Source organism: Paraliobacillus sp. JSM ZJ581, assembly GCF_044383835.1.
In the GTDB taxonomy this organism is placed as follows: Bacteria; Bacillota; Bacilli; order Bacillales; family Amphibacillaceae; genus Paraliobacillus.
The window spans coordinates 90,429-116,009 of sequence record NZ_JBISEP010000008.1 but is presented as its reverse complement, the minus strand read 5'-3'; the positions used below and the strand labels follow the sequence as shown (position 1 = coordinate 116,009).

At 34.5% G+C, this 25,581-nt stretch carries 25 protein-coding genes, 2 pseudogenes and 1 other annotated feature; all 27 genes and pseudogenes read left to right on the top strand.

What is annotated here, in order from left to right; genetic code table 11:
* Window positions 1–76 precede the first annotated feature (76 nt).
* Window positions 77–1,113, top strand: a pseudogene (locus ACH6CY_RS15690) (IS1634 family transposase); the annotation flags it as partial.
* Window positions 1,114–1,249: 136 nt separating this feature from the next.
* Window positions 1,250–1,417, top strand: a complete 168-nt coding sequence (locus tag ACH6CY_RS07125) for a hypothetical protein (protein ID WP_374066638.1) — start codon at window positions 1,250–1,252, stop codon at window positions 1,415–1,417.
* A gap of 233 nt (window positions 1,418–1,650) precedes the next feature.
* Window positions 1,651–2,157 carry a hypothetical protein gene (locus ACH6CY_RS07120; protein WP_374066636.1) on the top strand — a complete coding sequence of 169 codons (507 nt, stop codon included), beginning with the start codon at window positions 1,651–1,653 and terminating at the stop codon, window positions 2,155–2,157.
* Window positions 2,158–2,332: 175 nt separating this feature from the next.
* Entirely contained in the window at window positions 2,333–2,887 is a 555-nt protein-coding gene (gene lepB / locus ACH6CY_RS07115) for a signal peptidase I (RefSeq protein WP_374066634.1), read from the top strand.
* Window positions 2,888–3,103 (top strand): hypothetical protein, encoded by a 216-nt coding sequence (locus tag ACH6CY_RS07110; protein ID WP_374066648.1) that lies wholly within the window; start codon window positions 2,888–2,890, stop codon window positions 3,101–3,103.
* 219 nt (window positions 3,104–3,322) lie between these two features.
* A pseudogene (locus ACH6CY_RS07105) lies at window positions 3,323–4,930 on the top strand (IS1182 family transposase).
* 205 nt (window positions 4,931–5,135) lie between these two features.
* Window positions 5,136–6,128 carry a DUF4003 family protein gene (locus ACH6CY_RS07100; protein ID WP_374066633.1) on the top strand — a complete coding sequence of 331 codons (993 nt, stop codon included), beginning with the start codon at window positions 5,136–5,138 and terminating at the stop codon, window positions 6,126–6,128.
* 146 nt (window positions 6,129–6,274) lie between these two features.
* Window positions 6,275–6,494 (top strand) — a binding site (T-box leader).
* A 149-nt stretch (window positions 6,495–6,643) separates the two neighbouring features.
* Window positions 6,644–8,230 (top strand): phosphoglycerate dehydrogenase, encoded by a 1,587-nt coding sequence (serA, locus tag ACH6CY_RS07095; RefSeq protein ID WP_374066632.1) that lies wholly within the window; start codon window positions 6,644–6,646, stop codon window positions 8,228–8,230.
* A gap of 529 nt (window positions 8,231–8,759) precedes the next feature.
* Window positions 8,760–9,563 (top strand): AraC family transcriptional regulator, encoded by an 804-nt coding sequence (locus ACH6CY_RS07090; RefSeq protein WP_374066631.1) that lies wholly within the window; start codon window positions 8,760–8,762, stop codon window positions 9,561–9,563.
* Window positions 9,564–9,705: 142 nt separating this feature from the next.
* Window positions 9,706–10,470: a sugar phosphate isomerase/epimerase family protein gene (locus tag ACH6CY_RS07085; protein WP_374066630.1), complete on the top strand. Its 765-nt coding sequence runs from the start codon at window positions 9,706–9,708 to the stop codon at window positions 10,468–10,470.
* Window positions 10,471–10,611: 141 nt separating this feature from the next.
* Window positions 10,612–11,298: a GntR family transcriptional regulator gene (locus tag ACH6CY_RS07080; protein WP_374066629.1), complete on the top strand. Its 687-nt coding sequence runs from the start codon at window positions 10,612–10,614 to the stop codon at window positions 11,296–11,298.
* Between the two features lie 14 nt (window positions 11,299–11,312).
* Complete coding sequence (locus ACH6CY_RS07075) at window positions 11,313–11,738, top strand: PTS sugar transporter subunit IIA (RefSeq protein ID WP_374066628.1); 426 nt, start codon at window positions 11,313–11,315, stop codon at window positions 11,736–11,738.
* A 12-nt stretch (window positions 11,739–11,750) separates the two neighbouring features.
* A complete protein-coding gene (locus tag ACH6CY_RS07070; RefSeq protein WP_374066627.1) occupies window positions 11,751–12,536 on the top strand; it encodes a PTS mannose/fructose/sorbose/N-acetylgalactosamine transporter subunit IIC in 786 nt (261 codons plus the stop codon).
* Window positions 12,529–13,326 (top strand): PTS system mannose/fructose/sorbose family transporter subunit IID, encoded by a 798-nt coding sequence (locus tag ACH6CY_RS07065; RefSeq protein WP_374066626.1) that lies wholly within the window; start codon window positions 12,529–12,531, stop codon window positions 13,324–13,326. Before ACH6CY_RS07070 ends, ACH6CY_RS07065 begins: the two co-directional genes overlap by 8 nt.
* A gap of 6 nt (window positions 13,327–13,332) precedes the next feature.
* Complete coding sequence (locus ACH6CY_RS07060; protein ID WP_374066647.1) at window positions 13,333–13,830, top strand: PTS sugar transporter subunit IIB; 498 nt, start codon at window positions 13,333–13,335, stop codon at window positions 13,828–13,830.
* 17 nt (window positions 13,831–13,847) lie between these two features.
* Window positions 13,848–14,564: an SIS domain-containing protein gene (locus tag ACH6CY_RS07055; RefSeq protein ID WP_374066625.1), complete on the top strand. Its 717-nt coding sequence runs from the start codon at window positions 13,848–13,850 to the stop codon at window positions 14,562–14,564.
* A gap of 88 nt (window positions 14,565–14,652) precedes the next feature.
* Window positions 14,653–15,402, top strand: a complete 750-nt coding sequence (locus ACH6CY_RS07050) for an SIS domain-containing protein (RefSeq protein ID WP_374066624.1) — start codon at window positions 14,653–14,655, stop codon at window positions 15,400–15,402.
* 309 nt (window positions 15,403–15,711) lie between these two features.
* The gene (locus ACH6CY_RS07045; protein ID WP_374066623.1) at window positions 15,712–16,338 is read left to right on the top strand and encodes a YczE/YyaS/YitT family protein; all 627 of its coding nucleotides are present in this window, start codon (window positions 15,712–15,714) and stop codon (window positions 16,336–16,338) included.
* 35 nt (window positions 16,339–16,373) lie between these two features.
* Window positions 16,374–17,372, top strand: coding sequence for a hydroxyacid dehydrogenase (locus ACH6CY_RS07040; RefSeq protein WP_374066622.1), 999 nt, complete (start codon window positions 16,374–16,376; stop codon window positions 17,370–17,372).
* Window positions 17,373–17,853: 481 nt separating this feature from the next.
* Entirely contained in the window at window positions 17,854–18,780 is a 927-nt protein-coding gene (yhfZ, locus tag ACH6CY_RS07035) for a GntR family transcriptional regulator YhfZ (RefSeq protein ID WP_374066621.1), read from the top strand.
* 48 nt (window positions 18,781–18,828) lie between these two features.
* Complete coding sequence (locus ACH6CY_RS07030) at window positions 18,829–19,209, top strand: PRD domain-containing protein (RefSeq protein ID WP_374066620.1); 381 nt, start codon at window positions 18,829–18,831, stop codon at window positions 19,207–19,209.
* Complete coding sequence (locus tag ACH6CY_RS07025; protein ID WP_374066618.1) at window positions 19,206–19,568, top strand: DUF2620 domain-containing protein; 363 nt, start codon at window positions 19,206–19,208, stop codon at window positions 19,566–19,568. The genes ACH6CY_RS07030 and ACH6CY_RS07025 overlap by 4 nt, the downstream gene beginning before the upstream one ends.
* Before the next feature lie 19 nt (window positions 19,569–19,587).
* Window positions 19,588–20,880 carry a YhfT family protein gene (locus tag ACH6CY_RS07020; protein ID WP_374066617.1) on the top strand — a complete coding sequence of 431 codons (1,293 nt, stop codon included), beginning with the start codon at window positions 19,588–19,590 and terminating at the stop codon, window positions 20,878–20,880.
* Between the two features lie 110 nt (window positions 20,881–20,990).
* Window positions 20,991–21,866 carry a phosphotriesterase family protein gene (locus ACH6CY_RS07015; RefSeq protein ID WP_374066616.1) on the top strand — a complete coding sequence of 292 codons (876 nt, stop codon included), beginning with the start codon at window positions 20,991–20,993 and terminating at the stop codon, window positions 21,864–21,866.
* Window positions 21,867–21,890: 24 nt separating this feature from the next.
* The gene (locus ACH6CY_RS07010) at window positions 21,891–23,111 is read left to right on the top strand and encodes a phosphopentomutase (RefSeq protein ID WP_374066614.1); all 1,221 of its coding nucleotides are present in this window, start codon (window positions 21,891–21,893) and stop codon (window positions 23,109–23,111) included.
* Window positions 23,112–24,290: a YhfX family PLP-dependent enzyme gene (locus tag ACH6CY_RS07005; RefSeq protein ID WP_374066612.1), complete on the top strand. Its 1,179-nt coding sequence runs from the start codon at window positions 23,112–23,114 to the stop codon at window positions 24,288–24,290.
* Window positions 24,291–24,350: 60 nt separating this feature from the next.
* Window positions 24,351–25,484 carry an aminotransferase class V-fold PLP-dependent enzyme gene (locus ACH6CY_RS07000; protein ID WP_374066610.1) on the top strand — a complete coding sequence of 378 codons (1,134 nt, stop codon included), beginning with the start codon at window positions 24,351–24,353 and terminating at the stop codon, window positions 25,482–25,484.
* Window positions 25,485–25,581 lie beyond the last annotated feature (97 nt).

The window sequence follows — 25,581 nt, the reverse complement described above, 5'->3', positions numbered from 1 at the left end:
TTAGCTACTTTAGGACGCGAACATAAAATAATTCAGTTGACTATTCTGACTCACCAACGTGATTTGACGTAGAACCACAAATTTTTATTTCGATCTGGAAGAAGCCGAGGGTTTGAAGCAATATGGTCTGTCAAAAGAAAACCGCCCCAACCCGATCGTGCAAATGGGGCTCTTTATGGATGGCAGTGGTCTTCCACTTGCCTTTGTCATCCATCCGGGGAACCAAAATGAACAGCCCACCTTGAAACCCCTGGAGAAACGAATTCTAAAAGACTTCCAGTTGTCGAAATTTGTAGTCTGTACCGATCCGGGGCTTTCTTCTCATGAAAACCGACTATACAATTCGATGGGCAATCGGGCATTTGTCACCACACAGTCCATAAAAAAGCTGAAAAAACATTTGAAAGAGTGGGCATTGGATCCCGCTGGATGGAAGATTGCCAGGACAAATTCGAAAAGCAGACAGTTGATCCATCTGGATGATTTGGCGCTCGAAACAGACACACAGGTATATTACAAGGAACGTTGGATAAATGAAAATGGACTTGAACAGAAACTCATTGTTACTTTTTCGCCAAAACACAAGCGTTATCAAGCAGGCATCCGAGAAAAGCAGATTGAACGCGCGCAAAGGAAGGTTGCCCATCCTTCTCGCATCGAAAAAAACAGGCAAATTCTCCGGATCGTTTCATCCAATCCACTCATGTCACAGGTGAGGGTGAAATCGCCCGAAAAAGTAGTCACACAATCAATCAACGACGTTGGGAAATAGAAGGAACTTTTCGGATACTAAAGAGTGAAATGCGGACACGTCCCATTTTCCTCCAGAAAGATGAACGGATCAAAGCTCACTTCCTGGTATGTTTTCTCTCGTTATTGATCTATCGATTGCTGGAGAAGAAAATCGATGAAGCCGATACATGTTGTAAGATTATCCAAGCGTTACGGGAGATGAGGATGCTGGAATGTATGAATGAAGGTTATATTCCAACCTATACCTGCTCGGATTTGACCGACAGATTGCATGACGCTTTCGGCTTCCGAACAGATACAGAAATAGTCACGATTAAAAAGCTGAAAAAAATTTTAAAAGAGACAAAAAGATATAAATAGTACTCACTTTTGAACATGAAAAAACCAAAAGAAAGCCCATGATATAGGCATTCCTGTGGTTTTTGGTGTCAAACTTGAGCGTCCTAATAAACCGTTAGAGCAAGGCTTATCTATATAGACAAAAGGAGGAAGGAAAATGAAAGAGTATTATCTATATGAAATTGAAGCAAATGGCAACCCTATTTATGAGTCGGGAGAATGGGAAACCTTATCACAGGTAACAAAAGATAAAGCATTATCTTCAGATGAACTTCCAGTTGCTTACGGAGAGATTCGTGAAGGGGTGTATATTGAGTTGTTTTAATTTATGTCGAATTTTGTGACTTAAATAGTTCAATTATATCACATTTATAAATGGTCAAAATTGTTAACATAGTGGTGAAACCTCATATTATAGCAAATTGCTTTAATGCAATTTGCGAGAAGGGAGGACGGAGTAGAATCTAGAGATAGCTATAGTTATTCTATAACTCTAGCTATAGCCATGACCTACAACAATGGAAAAGGGCTAACAAGACTCTACTAAAGATACTCAAAATGGAGGGAATAACTACTATGTTGAAAAAAGTTATATCATTTGTCACTATTTTTGCGATAGCTATGTTACCTATGGTTGCTTCAGCTCAAACAGTTAGTAATGAAAAGAAAAGCGAAGTTTCACCTGAAGAAGTGAAAGCTATGGCCTCTGAATTAGAATACATCTTTACTAAAATTGCTGTAATAGACGAGTCGACAGGCAAATATGTTATTGATGAGAAAGAGCTAAATAATTCCTCTTTTAGTGAAAAAGAAAAGTCTGGTATTAAAAGTGCTGTTAGTTATATGAATAGCCAAAAAGGCATAACAACTTTTGATAACGCTTTCGAAAGGTGTTGGGCTGATGCAGTAGGTATTGGCGGAGATGTATTAGATGAATTTTTAGGATATGTTGAAAATAAAGATTGGATTGCTGCAGCTGGTATTCTTGCATTAGCTGGTATATCTGTTAATCCAGTTACTATATTTGTATTTTCGTTAACCTGTGGAGCTACGCCTGTAGAATAGGATTTACTAAGTTATTACTTTAAAGAACCTTTAAATGTAAAAATACATCTAAAGGTTCTTTTTTAATTTGTAGCAATAGAATTTATGTGTTGAAATTTCTACAACACAGCTTTTTGTTTGATGTTACAATAAAATCAGTTGGTTCATTGGAATATGTTATTAGGAGGCCGATATAATGGGACAAACAAAAGAAAAAAATGAAATATTGGAATGGATAAAGGCGATTATTATTGCGTTAATATTCTTTTTCATAATTAAATTTTTCTTTGTTACTCCAGTTGCTGTAAGTGGAGAGTCGATGATGCCTACTATTGAAGATGGTGAACGGTTGATTGTTAACAAAATAGGATATAAACTTGGGGATTTGGATAGATATGACGTAATTGTTTTTCAGGATAGTGATAATAAGAAGTTAATAAAACGTGTTATTGGGTTACCAAGAGAACACATAGCATATAAAGATAAACAACTATATGTAAACGGAGAACCTCAAAAGGAGCCATATTTATCTAACCTCAACAAGTATCATAATGCTGGTTTAACAGAAGACTTTACGCTTGAAGAGTATACTAATCAAGATAAAATACCAGAAGGATATGTTTTTGTCTTAGGTGATAATAGACAGAATAGTAAAGACAGTCGTATGATAGGATTAATACCAATGGATGAGATTATTGGTACTACTAACTTTGTTTGGTGGCCATGGAATGAAATCGGTGCTATAGAATAAATTTTGAAGGAGTTGTTTCTGATTAACGTTTTAGAGAATATAAATGAATTGTCTGTACTACTGTTACTATTATGCTCTTTCTTTTATTATATTCAATTGAGAAAAATTAAAAGAGAAAGGAAGCTTACTACTTTAGAGATTTCCATGTATATACTAACCCAAGTTGCGTATCTTCTATGGGCTGGTAGTTATCTTCTTATAATCTTATCAAAATAAAATCTTTATAAATACTGATTCCATCTAATATAAAGTGGGCTTTAAATTTAAATAATGAGGCTGGGACAAAACCCAGATAAATAATAAAAAATTGCACATTTCCAACGCATAGTTGGAGTGTGCAATTTTTTTATTAAATAGAAACAATTTAAGCAAGTAAAAAAGGATACCTTCTGATAAAATTAAAGTGACGAAACAATAACTATCGGAGGTATCCTTATGTTTAAAGATTATAACATGAATCAAGTCGTTTTGCCGTTAAATTTAGAAATGAAATTGCAAGAAAATGATATTGCCTATACCATCCACGCATGATGATGAAGGTTATTTTATGTGCTTATACGCAATCTGTTTTTTCTGGCAGAAAAATTGAAGCATTACTGAAAGATAGTGTACGTATGATGTGGTTAGCACAAGGTTATGAACCAAGCTATCGCACGATTAACCGTTTTCGAGTGAATCAAGAAGTAAAAGAACTGTTACGTCAATGTTTTGTGCAATTTCGATGTCAACTGGCGAAAGAAGAACTGATTGATCAAGAAGCGATTTTTATTGATGGTACTAAGATTGAGGCAAATGCCAATAAGTTTACGTTTGTTTGGCGAAAAGCGATTGAAAAATATAGTGCCAAGTTGGTGGAGAAATCGAATCAAATGTACGATGAATTATTGGTAAAATAAATTATCCCAGAAATAGAACGCGAAAGTATGGAAGAACTCTCCACCAAAGATCTCGAAAGCGTAGTAGAAGAACTAGAAAAGACGGTTGGAGCATACGATAAAAAGATCGAAGAAAGTGAAAATGTAAGTGAACGGAAACAACTTCGTTCGGAACGCAAAGCCCCAAAACAATATCGCAAGCAGTTTAAGGATTATGTAGCACGCAAACAAAAGTACGAAAAAGATATGGCTATATTCGAAGAACGCAACAGTTATTCCAAGACTGATCATGATGCCACCTTTATGCGAATGAAAGACGATTATATGAAGAATGGACAATTGAAAGCTGGTTACAATGTGCAAATTGGGACAGAAGGACAATATACACTCGCTTATGATGTATTTCCCAACCCAACCGATGTACGTACATTCACTCCTTTTCTAGATAAAATCGAAGAAAGTTTCTTTAAGCTGCCTAAATATGTCGTAGCCGACGCAGGTTATGGAAGTGAACAAAAGTACGATGATGTCCTTACGAATCGACAACGCATTCCACTAATTACATACAATATGTACCGAAAAGAGAAGACAAAGAAATATAAGCAAAATCCTTTTAACACAATGAACTGGGAGTATGATGAAGCGAGCGATTCTTTCATCTGTCCAAATGATAAAAAAGTGGTGTTCCAGTATTCATCCAATCGGACAGGTAAAGATAATTTCACCCGTCTCTTTAAAGTCTATGAATGTGAGGATTGTTCGGAATGTCCGTTACGTTCACAATGTACAAAAGCGAAGGAAGGAAATAATCGAAAAATATATTACAACGGAAAATGGGAACAACAAAAAGCATATACAAAACAACAGCTTTCAGAAAAAGAAACGGGAAAAATCTATGGTAAACGAAAAATAGATGTAGAACCAATCTTCGGATTTTTGAAGGCTAATTTGCGTTTCAAACGTATGTCTGTAAGAGGAAAGAAAAAAAGTAGAAAATGAATTAGGATTTGCATTCATGGCGGTGAACTTGAGAAAGTACAGCGCCAGACACAGAAGTGGTGCAATAGATCCTAAAAAAAAACGGTTCCAATCATTTTTCTATAATGATCGGAACCGTTTTTCGTTATTTACGACCAGTTATGTCCCAGCCTCATTATTTATGATATAGATCTAATTAAAGAGGTGGTGGAGTGAAAATCACACCACCATATTTGGTAGAGAACTAGATAAGTTTCAGTACTGCCCATTCAGGTCAGTACTGAAACTTTTTATGTGATACTTTCGTAGTAATAAAGATAGCAATTAATATAAAAAATTGTATATTAGAAAATAGAATTTATATTTGTGACGATTTTTAGAAGGAGAGTGTGTATATGTATTCAGAAACATTAAACGAAAAAATCACCACGTTTGAAACAATTTATAAACAACTTCAAGACAAATTAAAATGGAAAGTTTCAGATAAACGTACTTTAATGGTAATGGCATCAACCTATGTTTTAAATCATCAGCCTTTTCAATTAGACCAATTTTTAGACATCAGTAATTATATTAAGAGGCATGTTGGAGCTTTTTCGACCTTACAATCTTATCAGCGCTTTACAATAGCCGCAATGCTTGATGTAAGATTTCAAAATCCTAAGGAAAAATTTCATCAATTAATTGATGTATATGATCAATTAATTAAAGGAGATTTTTCTAGAGGTTCTTTTACTTATATTGCAGCAATGGCGATCATGACAAATTCATCAAAGAAATCATCTTATAACGAGCAAGTAGATAGATCGTTTATTATTTATAAAGAGATGAAAAAGAAGCATTTCTTTTTAACATCGAGTAGTGATTATCCACTTGCTGCACTTTTATCTGGAGTAAATGAAGATATAAATAACTTAATGAATCGAGTAGAGTGGCTTTATGAAAATTTGAGTAATATGGGGTTCAAGAAAGGAAATGACCTACAATTCTTAACACATATTTTGACCCTTGATTCAAGTATTAGCCCACAGACATTGGTTAGTCGATCAACTCATCTATTAGATGCGTTTAAACAGGCTGGGATAAAAATTAAGAAAATGCTCTATCCACAAGTCGGTATGTTAGCTTTACTAGAGGATACCACAGATTTAATCGATACGATTAGGTTAGTTACTGAACAGATGAATCATATAAAAAATTTTAAATGGACAAAGGATTTTAACCTCATTTTTGCAATAAATTTTGTTATCAGTGAAAAAATAGATGATAACAGATTATTAGAAGCAGGCTTGCACACAATAATGGAGGCAATGATGCAGGCACAACAAGCTGTAATGATTGCGAGTATTGTAGGAGTTTCAGCTGCTAATTCATCGGGAACAAATTAAAAAACAGACTTCTTTAAAACTAAAGTTAAACATAATGTCCATCTAATTCAGGCTTTTAAACAATTAAATCACAAAAAAATGTAAAAGCTGTTGACATAATTTCTATTCGTGCTATTATATATGAAAATTCAAAATTCTTTGTGAATAATAATACGAAGAAGAAGACAAGTTTATTGTAGCCGATTTTTAAGAGAGCTGATGGGTGGTGCAAATCAGTAAATCGTACAATGAATAGCACTTCAGAGTAGGTAGATTGAACAGTAGTAGATCTACACGTGATGCACGTTACGCATAATCCAATCAAGGCTGTTCTTTGACAGCAAAACCAGGGTGGTACCGCGGATGTTACAACTTTTCGCCCCTTACGCAAACGTAAAGGGTGGAAAGTTTTTTTTAATGTAATTTTTAAAATATAAGAAGGGAGAAGCATGTCGGAATATTTTTATAAGCTGTTCATGTAAAATAGAATAAAAGCCAATGTAACCAAACAATAAAATAAATAGGGGGAGAATAAAATGACGTATCGTGTTTTAATTAGTGATCCATTAAGTGAAGATGGTATTTTTCCATTACGAGAAGCAAAAGAAATAGAAGTAGACATGTTTACCGACTTAACTGTCGATCAATTAAAAGAAAAAATAGGTGATTATGATGCTTTACTAGTACGAAGTCAAACCAAAGTTACGCGTGATATTATTGCAAAAGCAAAAAACTTAAAGATTATTGGTCGTGCTGGTGTAGGTGTTGACAACATTGATTTAGAAGCAGCTACAGAACATGGTGTAATTGTCGTTAATGCGCCAGATGGCAATACGAATTCAGCTGCAGAACACGCAATGGCAATGCTAATGTCACTTGCTAGAAAAATTCCTCAAGCCTATCATGCATTATTACAGAAGAAGTGGGATAGAAAATCACACGTTGGTGTAGAACTGAAGGGAAAAACTTTAGGTGTAATTGGCATGGGGCGTATTGGAAGAGAAGTAGCTATGCGAGCAAAAGGACAACGCATGAAAGTGGTTGCCTACGACCCATTTTTCACGGAAGAGAAGGCCGAACAATTAGGTGTTTCGCATGGAACAGTGGATGAGGTCATTCGTGCATCAGATTTTATCACTTTACACACACCGTTATTAAAAGAGACAAAACATTTAATCGATGCAGAAGCATTTAAAAAAATGAAAGATGGTGTACAAATTATCAATTGTGCACGTGGTGGAATTATTGAAGAAGACGCGTTATATGATGCTATTGTTTCTGGGAAAGTTGCTGGAGCCGCATTAGACGTGTTTGAAGAAGAGCCGGCAATAGATCATAAATTATTGGAGTTAGCTGAAGTAATTGCTACGCCACATTTAGGTGCAAGTACGGTAGAAGCACAGGAGAATGTAGCGATTGATGTGAGCCATGACGTTGTTCGATTTTTAACAGGAGAATCTGTCAAAAATCCAGTTAACTTACCATCAGTTCCAAAGGAGTTAATGAAGAAAATTGAACCATACTTTCATTTGGCAGAAAAGCTAGGACTATTTTTAACAAATCTAACCAAAGAAGTGATTGAAGAAATTACAATTTATTATGCAGGTGAATTATATGAAATGGAAGTAGCTCCGTTAACTAGAAATACGATTAAAGGATTGCTAGAGCGCCACTTTGGTGATCATATTAATGATGTAAATGCAGCATTCTTGGCTGAACAACGTGGTATTGTGATTAATGAACAAAAAACAAGTACAGCACAAGGATTCACGAATTTAATTACTGTAGAAGTAAAAACCAAAACAAGCACGCATACCGTTGCGGGAACACTTCTAAATGGATTAGGCGCGCGCATCGTCAAAGTCGATAATTATAGTGTTGATTTAGCCCCTGAAGGTCATGTGCTGTTTATTCATCATAAAGACTTGCCAGGCGCAATCGGTAGAGTTGGTAGTGTTTTAGCTGATGAAGGCATTAACATTGCTACAATGCAAGTGGGTCGTGCAGATGTAGGTGGAGATGCAATCATGTTATTAACCGTTGATAAAACTGTTACAGAAACTGACATTGAAGGTTTAACAAAGCTAGCAGACATTTATGATGTGACAGCTATGGAGATATAAATAGGAGAAGAACTAAGAGCCCAAAGTGAATTATTTTGGGCTCTTTGATTTATTAAAACAATATATATATCTAGATAAATTACATAATTAGTGTATGCTACTGTATGTAATTTTTCCACAGGAACGGCACTTCAGAACTAAAGGATATAGGTTAGTTAGACGTTGTGGTATGACGTAATGATCTTATATTTAACACTCTCCTCCCCGTATTGAATATTCAGTTGGCGTGAGCCCACCACAGAACAAGAAAAAATTCGATAACGATATACCATATAAAAAAAATTACACTCTATGTTCAAGGAGCTTATATTACTATGGCTTATTCATTTAGTTTTAACTCCTATTTGAATAGGAAATAGTATCGTATGCCATGTTTTGATTGTTGCATCTTCAACAATCATTTTTTTGTTCGAATGCTCCTAGCTATAATAAAGTTTATTCGAAATAAAAATCACTAATCTTATTTTAAAAATAGTTGCCGTGTTATCATAGGGAGATGAAACAAATCCACTTTACAGGAGAGGTTTAGATGGTTTATAACATTAGTTTGAAAGAAAATAAACATACAGAAAAAAATTTAATTAAGAACCATTATCATAAGGTACATCAAATTCTTTATGTACTAGAAAATAAGGGTGAAATAACCTTCCAAGGGGAGAAGCACCCTTTTTCACAAGATAGCCTGGCATTTATTCCACCTTATGCGAATCACTCCATTATTTCAGATGTTAAAATGACTGTTCTTGTTCTCGAATTTGATTTGACCAATTTAGATTCAGAAATTACAAGAATTTTAATAGAAGAAAATTTTGATGAAATAAAGTTAATAGGACTAAACCCTTTTGAAGCAGGGAATATAAGACAATTGCTAAGAAGAATGCTTTACGAACAAAGTCAGTCAGACTTAATAAATAGATTGGCTGTTAAAATTTATCTTGAAGAGTTGTTGCTTATTCTGCTCAGAAGTCAAAAAGATTCAAACATTACTGATGCCAATGTACTTCGAGCTGAACGTTTAAAAAACTATCTTGATACACATTATTTTGAAATTAGGGATGCTAATGATTTTTCGAAAAAACTTGGTATAAGTACGCGGCATGTTAATACGATATTCAAAGAACAATATGATATGACACCGATGAAATATTTGACTCAGGTAAGAATGGAGATTGCAAAAAAGTTATTAATGGAAACAAATAATGATATAGCATCCATATGTTTTGAGGTAGGTTTTGAGGCAATTTCTACTTTCTATAGAAAATTTAAAGAGTATACTAATGTTTCTCCTCATAAATTTAGAACAGAGTATCAGTATGCTCAATCTAAAAAATAGATCGAAATATTACGTATATTTTTGATTTCTGAAATTGAGAAATATGTTCTTTCATTAATAAGACAGCGGTCATTATAAAGCGTATGATAGCGTTAAGAAATTAAAAAAATGTTTATGTGTTTGTTCAGAGGGAGGTGAAAGCGTGTTCAAAGTAGGGTTATGCTCTGTAACATTTAGGGATTTATCTACGCAAGAAGTAGTGGAAATTGCTAAAAGAGCAAAAATCCAAGGAATAGAATGGGGTGCCGATATCCACGTGCGACCTGGAGAACTAAAAAAAGCTGAAAGTGTTGCAACTTTAACAAAAGATGCAGGATTGGAAGTGGTTTCTTATGGTTCATATTATCGGTTAGGTGTTCAAGGGCAAGAAATCTCTTTTGAAACAATATTAGAGACTGCCGTTCAACTATCAGCCCCAGCTATTCGAGTATGGGCTGGTAAAATAGGGTCGGATCAAGCGACAGAAGACAATTGGACAGCAGTTATTGAAGATGCAAAAAGGATTGGTAATCTAGCGGCAGAACAAGGCATTCATATTAATTTGGAATATCATAATAAAACCTTGACTGACACGGTAAATAGTTCTATTCGTTTGATGAGGGAAATTAATCATGCTAATGTATCGTTATATTGGCAACCAGCCTTGTTTGAAACAGTGGAAGAACGTGTTCAAAGCATTATAGAAATTAAACCATGGCTCACGCATGTGCATGTTTTTCATTGGGAACTCAAATTTGGTGATTGGATAAAACACCCTTTTTCAAAAGGAGTTTCTGATTGGGAAAAATACTTGAGAAAACTAGAAAAAAATAATGGTAGTCGTTATTTGATGATGGAATTCGTAAAAGATGATAGCGAAGAACAGCTTATTGAAGATGTAAGGATACTTAAGTCACTAATCGATTAATTAAGGTCAATCATAATGAGAAAAATCTAACTACAAACAGTTATTGTTGTCTGCCCTTATAATATGACATTAGTTTTTGTTCAACTTAATATATTAACTGGTTAACTAGTTAGGGGGGATCTTATTTCTATTCCGAAGTATTTGCAAATTAAACAAAGTCTACTTTATAAGATTAATAATGGGAATTTTTTGCCGGGAGATAAATTTTACAGTGAATCTGAGCTAAAAAAAGAATATAACGTAAGTAGTATTACTGTAATTAAAGCCTTGCAAGAATTAACTCAAGAAGGGTATTTAGTAAGGTATCAAGGCAAAGGAACTTATGTTTCTAAAGGTAAAAAAGCCAAGGTAGTAAGGTTTTCAGATCAAGAAAATCATCAAGGTATGCAAGAATCTGTTCGAGTTATTAGTGTTGATAAAATCAGGGATCCCCGAATATCCAAAGAACTTAAAATTGATGAGCAGGAATCATTTTATTTGATTAAACGAGTACGTATGATTGAGGATATACCGTTACTTGTACAATACTCTTATGTGTTATCTGAATTTATTAAAGAAGAAGATATTACAGATCTTAATGCATTTTCTTCTATCTATGAAAAAATTAAAAATGATTTTCACATTAATCTTTTTCAATCAGATTCCAAAGAGGTGACAGAAATATGTTTTCCAACACCGTCTAAAGAAAGTACTTTGCTTGAAATAGAAGATAATGAACCAACTGCTTTCATTCGTAGACACACCTATTTACTGGGGAAAAGAGTAGTTGAATATATTGAAACTTATAAGAGATGGGAATATTTTAGCAATAAAATAGAGCCATTATAAAAGGAGATGGTACAATGAATGTTTTGCTTGTATCTCATCAAGGGGTAGCAAGTGGTATGAAAAAGGCAGTTGATATGATTACAGGAGAGCAAGATAAGCTTCACATAATAGAATTAACTAAAGCAGGGGTAGAACAATTTTCAACGGAACTTCAATCTTATTTAAAAGAATGGAGTCGATATGAGAAACCTTTACTAATCTTAGCAGATTTAAAAGGTGGTACACCATACAATCAATCCGTAGCGCTAGTTCATCAGTTGAAGTTGGAACACAGTGTATTTGTTGTAAGCGGTGTTAATCTACCAATTATTCTTGAATCTCTTTTTATAGATGACAGTAACTTTACACTATCTGACCTTGATAATTTAATAGCGTCTTCAAAAAATGCAATTTTTAAAGCAGATTTATTAGAAATGAATAACAATGATTTGGATGAATAGGAGGTAAGTCATATGGACGTAGCTTGGTGGCAGGTTTTATTAATTACACTGTATTCAGCATTTGCAATTTATGATGGAAATAATACAACAATGGGGTTTGTTAAGCCAACAATGGCCGGTTTTTTTGCTGGCTTAATTCTTGGAGATATTCAAACGGGTCTGATTGTTGGAGGAACATTGAATTTACTCGTCCTTGGTGTGGGTAACTTTGGAGGAGCATCAATTCCTGATTATATGACCGGAGCATTAATTGGAACGGCATTTGCAATTTTCTCAGGAAAAGGAGCTGAATTCGGAATATCATTAGCAGTTCCGATTGGTTTACTGATGGTGCAATTGGATGTGCTTGCTCGGTTTACAAATACGTACTTCCAAAACCGTGCAGAATTTTTTGTGAAACAAGGTAATCTAGACAAGGCAGCGAGGATGGGGTTATGGGGGCTACTTCCAACATCCCTATCCAGAATGATACCGGTATTCTTAGCACTGGTCTTTGGAGCGAATTTCATTGAATCAATAGTGGCTCACATGCCAGAGTGGCTGATGAGCGGCTTACAAGTTGCTGGTGGAATCCTTCCAGCTTTAGGAATAGCCATCTTATTAAGGTATTTACCAGTAAAAGAAAATATACCATATTTAATTATTGGATTTGTTGTAGCGGCTTACTTGAATATAACCGTTTTGGGTGCTGCCTTAATTGGACTTGCATTGGCAATCTTAGGCTATCAACATTTTTCAAAAAATGAAAATAGTACAAATGATCCTGCATTAGCGAATGGAGGGATGGAAGATGAGTAAACGAAAAATGGATCGTGAACTAAATAAAGTATTTTGGAGATGGTTCTTTTTTGGTCAAGCGAGTTGGAACTATCAGAAATTTCAAGGCCTTGGGTATTATTTTAGTGTTCTTCCTTTAATAAAAAGCTTATATAAAGATCCTGAAGAACGTAAAAAAGTTGCTATGACACATATGCAATTTTTCAATACAAACAATGCTATGGCACCACTAATACTAGGTGTAAATACAGCGCTGGAAAGAGAGAAAGGAATTAAATCAATGGAAGCTGTTGCTTCATTGAAAACTGGTATGATGGGACCGCTTGCTGGAATTGGAGATACACTTTTCTTTGTTATTCCAACTACGATTGTGGGCTCAATAGCCTCATACTTGGCGATTGAAGGTAACCCGATTGGCCTTCTTCTCTGGATTGTGTTCGGTGTTATACGTCTTGGGGCAATGCGATTTTTTGTTTGGTCAGGATATCAGGAAGGAGTTAGGCTTGTAACAGAAGTTGGTGGCAGATTAAAAAATTTAACTAAAGCTGCCAATATACTTGGGCTCACAGTTGTTGGTGCACTTGTTCCTACGGTTGTTAAAGCAACTTTTGGATACGAGTTTAAACAAGGTGAAGTTACACTATCACTACAGGAGCTTGCTGATCAAATTTTACCATCACTAGGCCCAGTACTTATTGTTGCCTTAACTTACTGGATGCTTGGAAGAAAAAAATTAAATTCAACACGTGTTGTTTTTATACTAATGGCTATTGGAGTCATTGCTTATAACTTAAAGATCTTTACAACATAAGGAGTGATAGAGATGGAAGGAATTGTGCATGTAAGAGTGGATGATCGTTTAATTCATGGTCAGGTAGCTACACGGTGGTCTACCGGACTAAAAGTGAACAGAATTATGGTAATAGATGATATTATTGCTAACAGTGACCATGAAAAAGCTGTGTTGCGAATGGCTGCACCATCTGGAGTAAATACGTCTATTTTAACATTTGAAAAAGCTACAGCAAATATAAAAGCCGGTAATTATAAAGGGCAGCGCGTATTATTAATTGTAAAAAAACCAGAAATTTTAGTGCGTTTGCAAGAAGAGGGGTTAGAGTTAACTCAAGTTAATGTTGGAAATCTATCAAATCGATTTGATTCCGTACAAATTAAAAAGTCAGTTAGCATTACTCCAAGTGAAAAAGAGGCTATTAAGACACTGATTGATTCTGGTATAAAAGTGACTGCGCAAATGGTACCAGATGAACCCGAAACTAATATTGTAGAATTTATGAAAAAAGCAAAGCTATAGCTTGAGGAGTGAATGCAATGAATTATGTCGATCAGTTTTATACAAAAATTGATAGCATCTTGAAGCAAATACACAACGAACAACAAGACAATATTAAAAAAGCTGCAGACATACTGGTAGAGACGGTGGAACGTGGCGGGATTATTCAGTCCTTTGGTTCAGGGCATTCATTTGCCGCTGCAATTGAAGTTGCAGGACGTGCAGGAGGATTTGTTAATTCTAAAGCAATTAAAGAGTTTTACGGTACTAATGGATGGTTCGAGGTTATTGAAGGAGTAGGTGATGCATTCATTCGTTTAGTGGATAAACGGAAAGAAGATTGTTTTATTTTCATCTCAAACTCTGGAAAGAATCCTTTACACATCGATATGGCTAAATATGTGAAAGAACAAGGCAATAAACTGATTGTTGTTACAAACTTAAAGGAATCAACAAATGCGAAAAGTTTACATTCAAGTGGTAAGAAATTGTATGAATTTGCGGATGTGGTATTAGATAATTATGGTGATCCAGGGGACTGTGTAATAGATATACCGGAATACGACATGAAGACAGGTGCAACATCCTCTATTTCTGCTGCCTTTTTACTAAATAGTGTAGTGTTACATGCGATTGAGAAATTGGTGTCCAAAGGTATTGAACCACCTATAATGAAAAGTGCAAACATAGAGGGTGGCAGAGAATACAACGAAGCGTTAATGAATAAATATAAAGACCGAATGCATCGGGTTTAAGTATTATAATCCTTGTAATCATAATTACTTGAATTATGGTTGTCTTAAAACTGCTAATGAAATAAAATTCGTGCGAGAGGGTTAAGAAATGATAAAAAATTATTACCAAAGAATACAAGAACAACTGAAACATGTATTTGAAATAGAAGAACAAGTAATGCAGCAAGTAAGTGAAGAGATTTTTAAGAAAATAAATAAGGGCGGTATAGTTTACTTATTTGGATCTGGTCACTCCCACATATTGACAGAAGAAGTTTTTTACCGGGCGGGTGGGCTTGCACCAGTATCACCTATATTAATAGAGCCCTTAATGCTTCATCAGGGTGGGGCTGCTTCATCTCAAAAAGAACGGAAAAATCAATATGTTCGCCCGTTTCTTGAAGAGTATTCGATTACAGAAAATGATGTGCTGCTTGTAATCTCCACTTCAGGCATTAATCCAGTTCCTGTTGATGTTGCGCTTTACGGGAAAGAATGTGGAGCAACTACTGTAGCAATCACAAGTACGGCATATGCTAAGACAGAATCTTCTAGACATGAAAAAGGGTTTTATCTAAAAGATGCGTGTCATTATGTGATTGATAATCATGTACCAGTTGGTGATACTACGTTGCATCATTCAGATTCTGGAATTAGGTTTGCTCCATCGTCTTCAGTGATTGGTATTTCAATCCTTCAATCGATATTAGCGGAAGTTGTTCATTTGCTTATTGAAACAGGAGAAACACCACCTGTTTTTCTAAGTGGAAATGTTGCTGGTTCAGATGAACACAATAAGAAGCTACTTGAAGTGTATGGGGATAAGGTACCGATGCTAATAAAAAATATGAAGAAATAGCGTTATAATTAAGAGCCTATCGAAATGATAGGTTCTTTTATAAATGATTAAAAGGTCTGTTTTGGTCATATAGCTGTTAAAATATTGTTCTAATTGTTTATAACATAGTTTAATTTGTAGATTTGTATACTAGTTTAGATGTTCTGTGTTCATTCTATTCAATCATTTTAATTCTGTAAATGAGATTTTCTTCTTGAGTCAATAAGACAAGTCTCGGAAAAGAACATATCATTAATATAGAAAAAAGCATAATGTCACTTCAGACATTAATCGCTTTATATGAATATTCGTGGAAAGAAGTGTATCCCTTTGATTGAATTCAACACATTAAAATCCTATTTTTTATTTTTCTTAAGTCTTGTTATTATGGGGCTTGGTATTAGTTTAGTAACATTAGCACACCTTGGAACAACCCCCATTACAAGTCCTCCGTATGTTTTAAGTTTGTTTCTTCCAGTGAGCTTTGGAATGCTAACGATGGTGTTAAATTTTCTTTTTGTCTTGATACAAGTAATCCTATTGAGACAAGAATTCCCGAAAATACAATATCTACAATTGTTAGTTGGTCCTATCTTAGGAATTTCTATTGATCTTTGGTCTGCTTTAGTTACTTTAGTTGCACAGTTGTCTTATTTGATTCAATTAAATATGGTCATTGTGGGAAGTGTGATAATTGCACTTAGCACGGTCTTACAATTGAAGGCACAAGTAGTAAATAATCCGGCAGAAGGTATAGTAAAAGCAATAGCTATAAAAAGTTCAAAAGAATTTGGTACAGTAAAATTTTATTTTGATATTATCTTAGTTCTTTTAGCAGCTGTTATTTCATTTATAGCTTTAGGAACAATTCAGGGTATTCGTGAGGGAACGATAATTTCTGTATTAATTATTGGTCCGCTTATTAAAATGTTTCAAAAAAGAGCAACAAACAAATGAGTCATTTATATTCAGTATTTAAAGGAGTGAACTGCATGAAAAAAGGTCTTTTTATTATGGATGAAGAATTATTTGAAAAGGTGTATACACCAAAGGTACAAAAAGAAATATCTCAACATGTCGATGTTATTGGTAAGCCATTAACAAAAAGGAATTATCATGAATATATCGATTTATTAAATGAAGTAGAAGTGATTTTTTCAGGATGGGGAGCCCCGGTTTTTGATCAAGCTTTCTTAGATGAAACACCTCATTTAGAAGCAATTTTTTATGCTGCTGGAACTATGAAAAAGTTACTAACAGAAGAAGTATGGAAAAGAGGAATAAAGGTAACGACAGCTAATAAGGCGAATTCAATTCCAGTAGCAGAATTCACATTGAGCGAGATTTTATTCTCTTTAAAAAACGGTTGGCAGTTATCTAAGCAGTTCAAAGAGGAAAAGTCATATTTAAATGGTATGCTACAACCTTTAATTGGAGCTTATCAATCTACTGTTGGTATTATTTCATTGAGTCAAATTGGTCGTAAAGTAGTTGACCTTCTTCAAAATTTTGATATAGAAGTATTAGCATATGATCCGTTTGTTGAAGAGGAAGAAGCAAGACGTTTAAATGTAACATTGTGTTCTTTAACAGACATTTTTAAAAAATCAGATGTAGTTTCTTTACATAGTCCGCTTTTACCTAGCACAAAGCATATGATTACTAGGGAACATTTTTTATTAATGAAGAAAAATGCAACTTTTATTAATACAGCTCGAGGAGCCATAGTAGAAGAAAATGAATTAATAGAGGTTTTACAAGAGCGCTCAGACATAACAGCTCTTTTAGATGTAACCAATCCAGAACCGCCCGTAAAAGATTCACCACTATATACGTTACCGAATGTGATTTTAACTCCTCATATTGCCGGAAGTTCTGGTAATGAAAGAGCAAGACTAGGGGCGTTTATGCTAGATGAAATAAAACGTTATACGAATGGCAATTCTCTACAGCATGAGATAACGGAGCAGACCTATAAAAATATGGCTTAAAGAAAGTGAATGTCTTTAAGTATAAATAAAGAGTAAATGTTGTCATTAAAAATCAGTCAATAACCTTATTTAACTATACTCTTGAAAATTTGTTCCATTGAATTTTCTTTGTGTATGATATAGAAGAGAATAAAAAATCTATTTAAAAATGATGAAAAAACATAATGATTCAAGATAGGTATAAAATGTAATAATCTAAAAGGAAAAGTTTAAAACTTGCTCATATAGTAGAATCAAACGTGTGCAAACAATGCTCCTTTTAAGGAAGTAGATAGAACAAAACAAATCTTCTTACCTTAAAGGGAGTTTTTGTAAGAGTAAAATAAATATTATTATTCTAGTCAGCTTAACCATAATGTAGTATGGACATATAGAAAGCAGCACGATATATTATTAGAAATTTGGGGTTGCAAAAAGTGAAAAATACAATTATAATATTTAATATACAGAATACAGTATATTTATCAAGAGGAAGTTGTTTATGTGGGAAAAATTCTATTCTAAAAATGGATTAGCCGCAAAAAAAATCGCTAAATTATTTTTGCAACTAGATGAAAAAGAAAAAATACCTCGTGTTTCAGATTATTGCGAAATCTTATCTATCGGAAGAGGCACTGTTCAAAATGCACTTCGTTTATTAGAAGAGATGAAGGCGATTAAATTGGAAGCTAGAGGTCATTTAGGTACATTCTTAGTCTGGAAAGATAAGGGGATGTTGCTTGAAATTTCTGGTTTTGCTCCATTAATTGGATCGTTACCGTTACCATATTCAAGAAAATATGAAGGGTTAGCTACGGGAATGGTAGATGCCTTTGAAACCTCGGGTAGTCGAGTTAATTTAATATACATGCGAGGTGGGGTGAATCGAATTGAGGCATTACGTACTAAAAGATGTGATTATGCTGTCGTTTCAAAAATGACTGCGGATGCAATGCTCGATAAATACTCCAACTTAATTATAATGGAACGACTTGGATCAAAAAGTTATGTATCAGCACATAAAATATTCTTAGCAGATGAAGAAAAAACGCAGGTTATTGATGGTATGAGAGTAGGAGTAGACAGAGAATCTCTTGATCAGATGCACTTAACATCTTTGGAATTCGCTACCAAAAATGTCACATACATTGATGTGAATTATATGCAACTTTTCGAAAAGCTTCAAGCGAACGAGATAGATGCTACGATTTGGAACGTAGATGAAAAGAAAATATCACAAACATTTAAATCTATTTCTTTTGAATCAGAAGAAGCCTTGAGGGTGTCTAAAGATACATCAGAAGCAGTCATTGTTATTGATAGTGAAAGAGAAGAAGAAATAAAAGATAAATGGGCTTCGGTCACAAAAGAACAAATTCTGATCGTTCAAAAAAGTGTAGAAAATGGAGAAATAATACCACATTATTAATTATTTCTCCTTATCAATATCCTAAATACAGTATTTTGGAGGTTAATAATGAAAAAAAAAGAAGTGAATGGAAAATTGGATATTTTGTTAGAAACTCAAACCATTACAAGTCAAGCGTATCAAGTGACAAATCAAACATTTGATTTTATGAAAAACAGTTTTCAATGTGAAACAATAAAGCATTCGGAAATGTTTTGGGTACATATGGCAATGGCTTTGACAAGGATAGAAAATGGAGAAACAGTTGAAGGTCCTTCTAACGCTATTTTACAAGAGGTGTATCAAACGCCACACCGTAAAGAGATAGAGAAGGTCATCTCATATGTAAGCGCTGCAATTAATGAAGAATTACCAAAAGAGGAGCGAGGTTTCTTTTACCTTCACCTACATGGAGTAGTTGAAAATAACAAACAGGAGGTTTCAAAATGATTAACGTTGTTATAGGTGGTCAGTTAAACAAACAACAGATAGAGAAACAAATAATGGAATTGGGAGGGAGTGACGTTAATGTCTCTGTAAAAAGTGATTTAGATGCCGTTATGGCATTGAAAAACAAACAAGCAGATTATTATGTAGGCGCATGTGAAACTGGTTCCGGTGGTGCACTTGCTATGGCATTAGCTCTAATAGGAAGCGATAGCTGTGTTTCAATAGCAACTCCTAGTACGATTATGGAAAAAGAGCAAATTGAAGAAGCAGTTAAAGATGGGAAAGTAGCTTTTGGCTTTACTGCGACCTCTTCTAAAAATGTAATAGACATGCTGATTCCTATTTTATTAAAAAAATAAACTTTGTGGAGGTGTACGTATGGAATTTACAATATTTCAATTAATTTCGATTGCTTTAGTTGGAGCTGTGGGTTCAATGTTAGTTAATCGAGGAGTTGCTGTTTTTAATGATGGTCTTCGCCCGATTATGCCGGAGTATTTAGAAGGGCGCCTAACAAGAAAAGAACTAGCTGCTACAAGCTTTGCGTTAAGCTTTGGTTTAATAGTAGGCTTTGGTATTCCGTTATCTATTGGTGCCGCAATTATAATAGGACATAGTATTTTACTAGCTTGTGATATTATCGGGATTTGGACGCCAGAAGGTAAAAAAGGAATGATTCTATCAGGTATTATTGGTGCTGTCTATAGTATAGGAGTGTGCCTGGGGTTACAATTTATTGTTGATTTATTTAATCAACTTCCGGTTAATTTCTTAGACTCATTAAGTCTGGTAGGAACGCCTATTATTATATCATTTACTGTATTCCCAGCCGTTGCAGTTGGGTATCAACATGGAATGAAGAAAGCTTTTAACACGGCTCTTATAACCTTTGTTATTTATCTGTTATTCTCCAAATTCGGATCATTTTCGATTGGTTCATATGACATAACATTAAGCCCTGAAGGTATGGCTCTATTAGCAGGGATGTTAATGATGGTTTATTATGCAGCTAAAGTAAGAGGTGGCGACGAATCCACAAATGCTGACTTAGTTAATATATTTGCCGAACGAGTTAACAAGATTAAAAGAAATCGTTGGTTACTTGCACTTATGGGTGGTCTTGTTGCTTTAGTTTCAGCTCAATTAGTACTTGCTGTTGATGCAATGCCACAAGCGCTTATTAATGAAGGAAAATATACTGAAGGAGCGATTGCAACGTTTGCGCGTGCAATTGGTTTTATTCCATTAGTATTTTCTACATCTATCGTTACGGGTGTATATGGTCTTGCCGGAACAACACTAGTTTTTGTAGTAGGGCTAATATTTAGAGATATCCCATTATTAGCATTCGTAGTAGGTGCTGCTGTTATGTATGCTGAAGTAATGTTGTTATCTGTAGTTACAAAAGGGATGGATAAACTTCCTGGTGTTAGAGAAATGGGTGAACATATTCGAACATCTTTAGCCGATGTACTTGGCATGGCAATACTTATAGGCAGTGCTATGGCATCTGAGCAAATAGCACCTGGTATTGGATTCTTTTGGATCTTAGGATTTTATCTAATTAATAGAATGGCAAAGAAACCACTTGTAGAGCTGGCTGTTGGTCCTGTAGCTGTAATAGCTTTAGGTATCTTAGCAAATATGCTTCATCTTATTGGTTTGTGGTAATTTTTTAAAACATACAAAATAACCTCTCCAATTAATATCATCTAGACCGGAGAGGTTTTCATTTTAAAGGATTATTAAAATCTGATAATTGATAAAGGAAGGCGAAAAACATGTTAATTGATGGAATGACATATATGCATGAACATACAACACTTGATCTATCTGAAGTAAAGAATACGGAAGATTGTCAGTTGGATGTGTTTTCTGAAACCGTGGAAGAGTATAAGAAATTATACAAGAAAGGTGTTAAAAACATAATAGATGTTACTAATTTTGGAATGGGCAGAAATATTCCTTTTGTTGAAAAGGTTACTAAAGCTAGTGGAATGAATATCATTTACGCTACTGGTTTTTATCAAGAGGATTTCTACCCGATTCAGGTGTTTAGAGAAACAAGAGAACAACTAGCCGAAAGAATGATAAAAGACATAACAGAAGGAATCAAAGGAACACATATTACGGCAGATATTATAGGAGAAATTGGTACTAGCTTCAATAAATGGACCGAAACGGAAAAAAAAGTATTTGAAGCTGTAGTGATTGCTCATAAAGAGACGAATAAGCCAATTACAACCCATACGTCAATTGGTACTTTAGGCCAGGAACAAGTTGATTTTTTTAAGGGGAAACAGGTTGCTCTTGATAGAGTAATCATCGGTCATGTAGATCTAACAGGAGATGCAGATTATATTTTGAAAATGTTAAGAGATGGTGTGTATGTTGCATTCGATACAGTTGGTAAGGAAAGCTATATGCCCGATCGTACGAGAGCGGAAATACTAAAGAAAATACAGGATGCAGGCTATATAGAGCGAGTCTTTCTCTCGATGGATATTACTAGAAAATCACATTTGGAATATAAAGGTGGAATAGGATATAGCTTTTTGTTAGATTCTTTTGTTCCCTTAATGCAATCATATGGTATCACAGATGAATCAATTGAAAAAATGTTAGTTAAAAATCCTATTGAATTTATGAATAGATAATCATTAGAAAAGAAGGAGAACCTTATGAGCAAAAGAGTGATTATATTAATTATAGATAGTTTAGGTGTTGGAAGTATGGATGATGTAGAAGATTACCATCCACAAGATATTGGAGCAAACACGTTTTATCATATATTAGAAGTAGCAAGTCCTAACATACCAAATTTCAAAAGATTGGGAATTAATAAAATTTTAAATTACCCTGCGATACAGACAGCAGATTATTTAGCAAGTTACGGTGTATTAAATCTAATGCATCAAGGTGCAGATAGTTTTGAAGGGCATAACGAAATTATGGGATCAAAACCTAAAAAAGCGTATTTAGCGCCATTTGTTGAAAATATGGAGACAGTGAAACACGCGCTAGAAGAAGCAGGGTATAAAATAGCTATTCCTAATAAGGAACTACCTTATCTATTAGTAAACGATTTAGTAATTGTTGCAGATAACATTGAAACCGATTATGGACAGATCTATAACGTTAGTGCTCCTTTAGATTATATTTCGTTTGAAGAAGTTTTACGTATTGGAAATTGTGTTCGTCAACATGTAAAAGTGAATCGAGTGATTGCACTAGGTGGAGAGAACATTACGCCTGAGCAATTACAGCAATCGGTTGAGAAACGTAGTGATGGACTAGTTGGAGTAAATTCACCAAAATCAAATGTATATAAACAAGGGTATCAAGTACGACATTTAGGGTATGGCATATCTCCTGATAATCAGCTACCGACAATAGCGAAGAAAGCAGAATTAGATGTTTCACTAATCGGAAAAATGCAAGATGTTATCTATTGTAAAGGTGCTAGGAAATTTCCAGGTGTAGATACGAAACAAGTGATGGAGAATATATTACAAGAAATGAATCATGTAGAAAATGGAGTAATTGCGGCAACGGTTCAAGAAACAGATTTAGCAGGGCATGCACAAGATGTAACACGTTATGCTAATCGTATAGAGTTAGTAGACGGCTTTCTTACAGAAATAGTAGATTCAATGACGAAGGAAGACTTGTTGATTGTCAGTGCAGATCATGGAAATGATCCAACAATCGGCCATAGTCAACATACGCGAGAAAAAACATTCTTGCTTGCCTACCATAAAGAATGGAAACCAGTAGCTATTGGAGAGAGGCAAACATTATCTGATATAGCTGCAACTGCAGCGGATTATTTGAAGCTGGAAGCACCAGAGAATGGCATATCTTTTTTAACTAATGTGGGTAGTGTGATTGGAGAGGGTTAAATGTTTTTAGAAATGACAAAAGAAAGAAATCATAAATTAATAGAAGTCTCTACTGATCTACATCAACAAGGAGTTATATCTCCAAATACGTATGTATTAGATCTGGATACTGTGAAAAATAATGCAATGCTTTTAGACGAAGAAGCCAAAAAACAGGATATTGAATTATTGTTCATGACAAAACAATTTGGACGTAATCCTGTTGTGGCTAATGCAATTGTCGAAGCTGGAATACAAAAGGCAGTGGCGGTTGATCCTTGGGAGGCCATTACATTAAGCAATGCCAATATCCAAATTGGTCATGTAGGTCATATTGTTCAGATACCAAAAAAAATGATACCTACTATATTAAATCTTAATCCAGATTACATCACTGTTTTTAGCTATGAGAATGCAAAAAATATCAGTGATACAGCTATTAGGTTAGGTAAAATCCAAAAAGTTTATTTGCGTATCGCAAATGATGATGATTATATATACAACGGTCAAGAGGGTGGGTTTTCTTTAAAAAGTTTAAAAGATAATGTTAAAAAAATAGAGCAACTACAAGGGATTCAAATTGCTGGTTTAACTAGTTTTCCATGTTTACTAATACAAAATAGTCAACCTATTGCGACTTCCAATGTAAAATCGATGCAAAAAGCGAAGCAATTTCTTATAAAAAGAGGGCATCATGATTTAGAAATGAATATGCCGAGTGCAACTTCTACTGCTTCTTTAGAATTATTAAAACAATTAGGTGCAACACAAGGAGAGCCTGGTCATGCTTTAACAGGCACTACACCAATTCATGCTATCAAATCATTAAAAGAAAAACCAGCCATGGTTTATGTTTCTGAGGTTTCCCATGTATATAATAATAAATCATATGTTTTTGGTGGAGGTTTTTATCCTCGTTCCCACATGAAGCATGCTTTAGTAGGTTCTAATTTTCAACAGATGAAAAAAGTCTCTGCTATAGAGAATGAGCCTTCTAGTATTGATTATTATGGGGGACTAGATACGAGTGAAGTAAATGTTGGTGATACTGCAATATTTGCCTTTCGTACACAAATGTTTGTTACAAATGCTCAAATTGCAATTATAGAAAATCTGAAAAATTCTCCAAGACTAATAGGTATTTACGATACTTTTGGAAATTTACTAACAGATAACGTAAACACATCAGTTAAAAAATAGTCAGTAAAATTACAATAGGTCCCCTTTCACATACTATTTTACTCTAACAGGAGGATAAAGATGAAAAACAATAATCTACTAACACTTAAATATGCTGATTCTGTTTTACCTGCATTAACGGTAAAACAAGCGCAACAAGTACAGTTTAAATTAGTGGAGAGTATAAGCAAACAATTTACAGGAGATACGTTTTTAACAATGGGTGATTTAGGTGTAGCATCACGTTATAAAAAGCCGACTCAGACAGCGAAAGTAGAGTGTGTATTGGCTGACTTTTTTGGTGTTGAACGTGCAATGCTTGTTCGAGGTGCTGGTACAGGAGCAATTCGAACGATTCTAAGTACATTGATCAAACCCGGAGAGGTAATGTATATTCATCAAGCTCCTGTTTATATGACTACACAGGATACAATTAGGACGCTAGGAATAAAAACAAAAGTTGTAGATTATAATGATATTTCATCATTAGCAACAATAGTAAAAGGAGATGTGAAGAGTAAAGTATTCTATATCCAACATGCTAGGCAACAACCAACGGATATGTATGATTTGAAAGAAGTGATCGAAACTGTAAAAATTAATAATCCCAATTTGACTATTGTTGTGGATGATAATTATTGTGTGATGAAAACACCTGGTATTGGAGTGGAGTATGGTGCAGATTATTCTACTTTTTCAGGATTCAAATTACTTGGGCCAGAAGGTGTTGGACTAATTGTTGGAAAAGAGCAAGCGATAAAAATTGCACAAGCAAATAATTATTCAGGCGGTGGTCAAGTACAGGGTTATGAAGCAATGGAGCTTTTACGTATGATGACATTTGTCCCCGTTTCTTCAGCTACACAGAATGAACAAGTAGAAGAAATATGTAAAAGAATAAATGCAGGGGCAATAGAAGAAATAGAGTCTGCCTATATTACAAATGCTCAATCAAAAAATGTAATTGTAGAGCTTAAACAACCAATTGCAGAAAAAGTTATTATGCTGAGTAATCGATTTGGGGCAGCTACACATCCTGTGGGGGCAGAATCAAAATATGAAATACTTCCTTTAATTTATCGTGTTTCAGGAAGTTTTATTGAATCGCAGCCACATTTGAAAGAGTATAGTTTACGGATAAATCCAATGAAGTCCGGTACAACTACTGTATTGAAAATTCTTGGTAAAGCTATTCAATATTCCTTACAATCATAAGTTAGTTTGTGATATTAAAAATCAACGGTCTTTATAAAAAGCCCAGATCAAGATAAAGCCCGTTGATTATATTAGTATCTATTCACATAGGATTCAC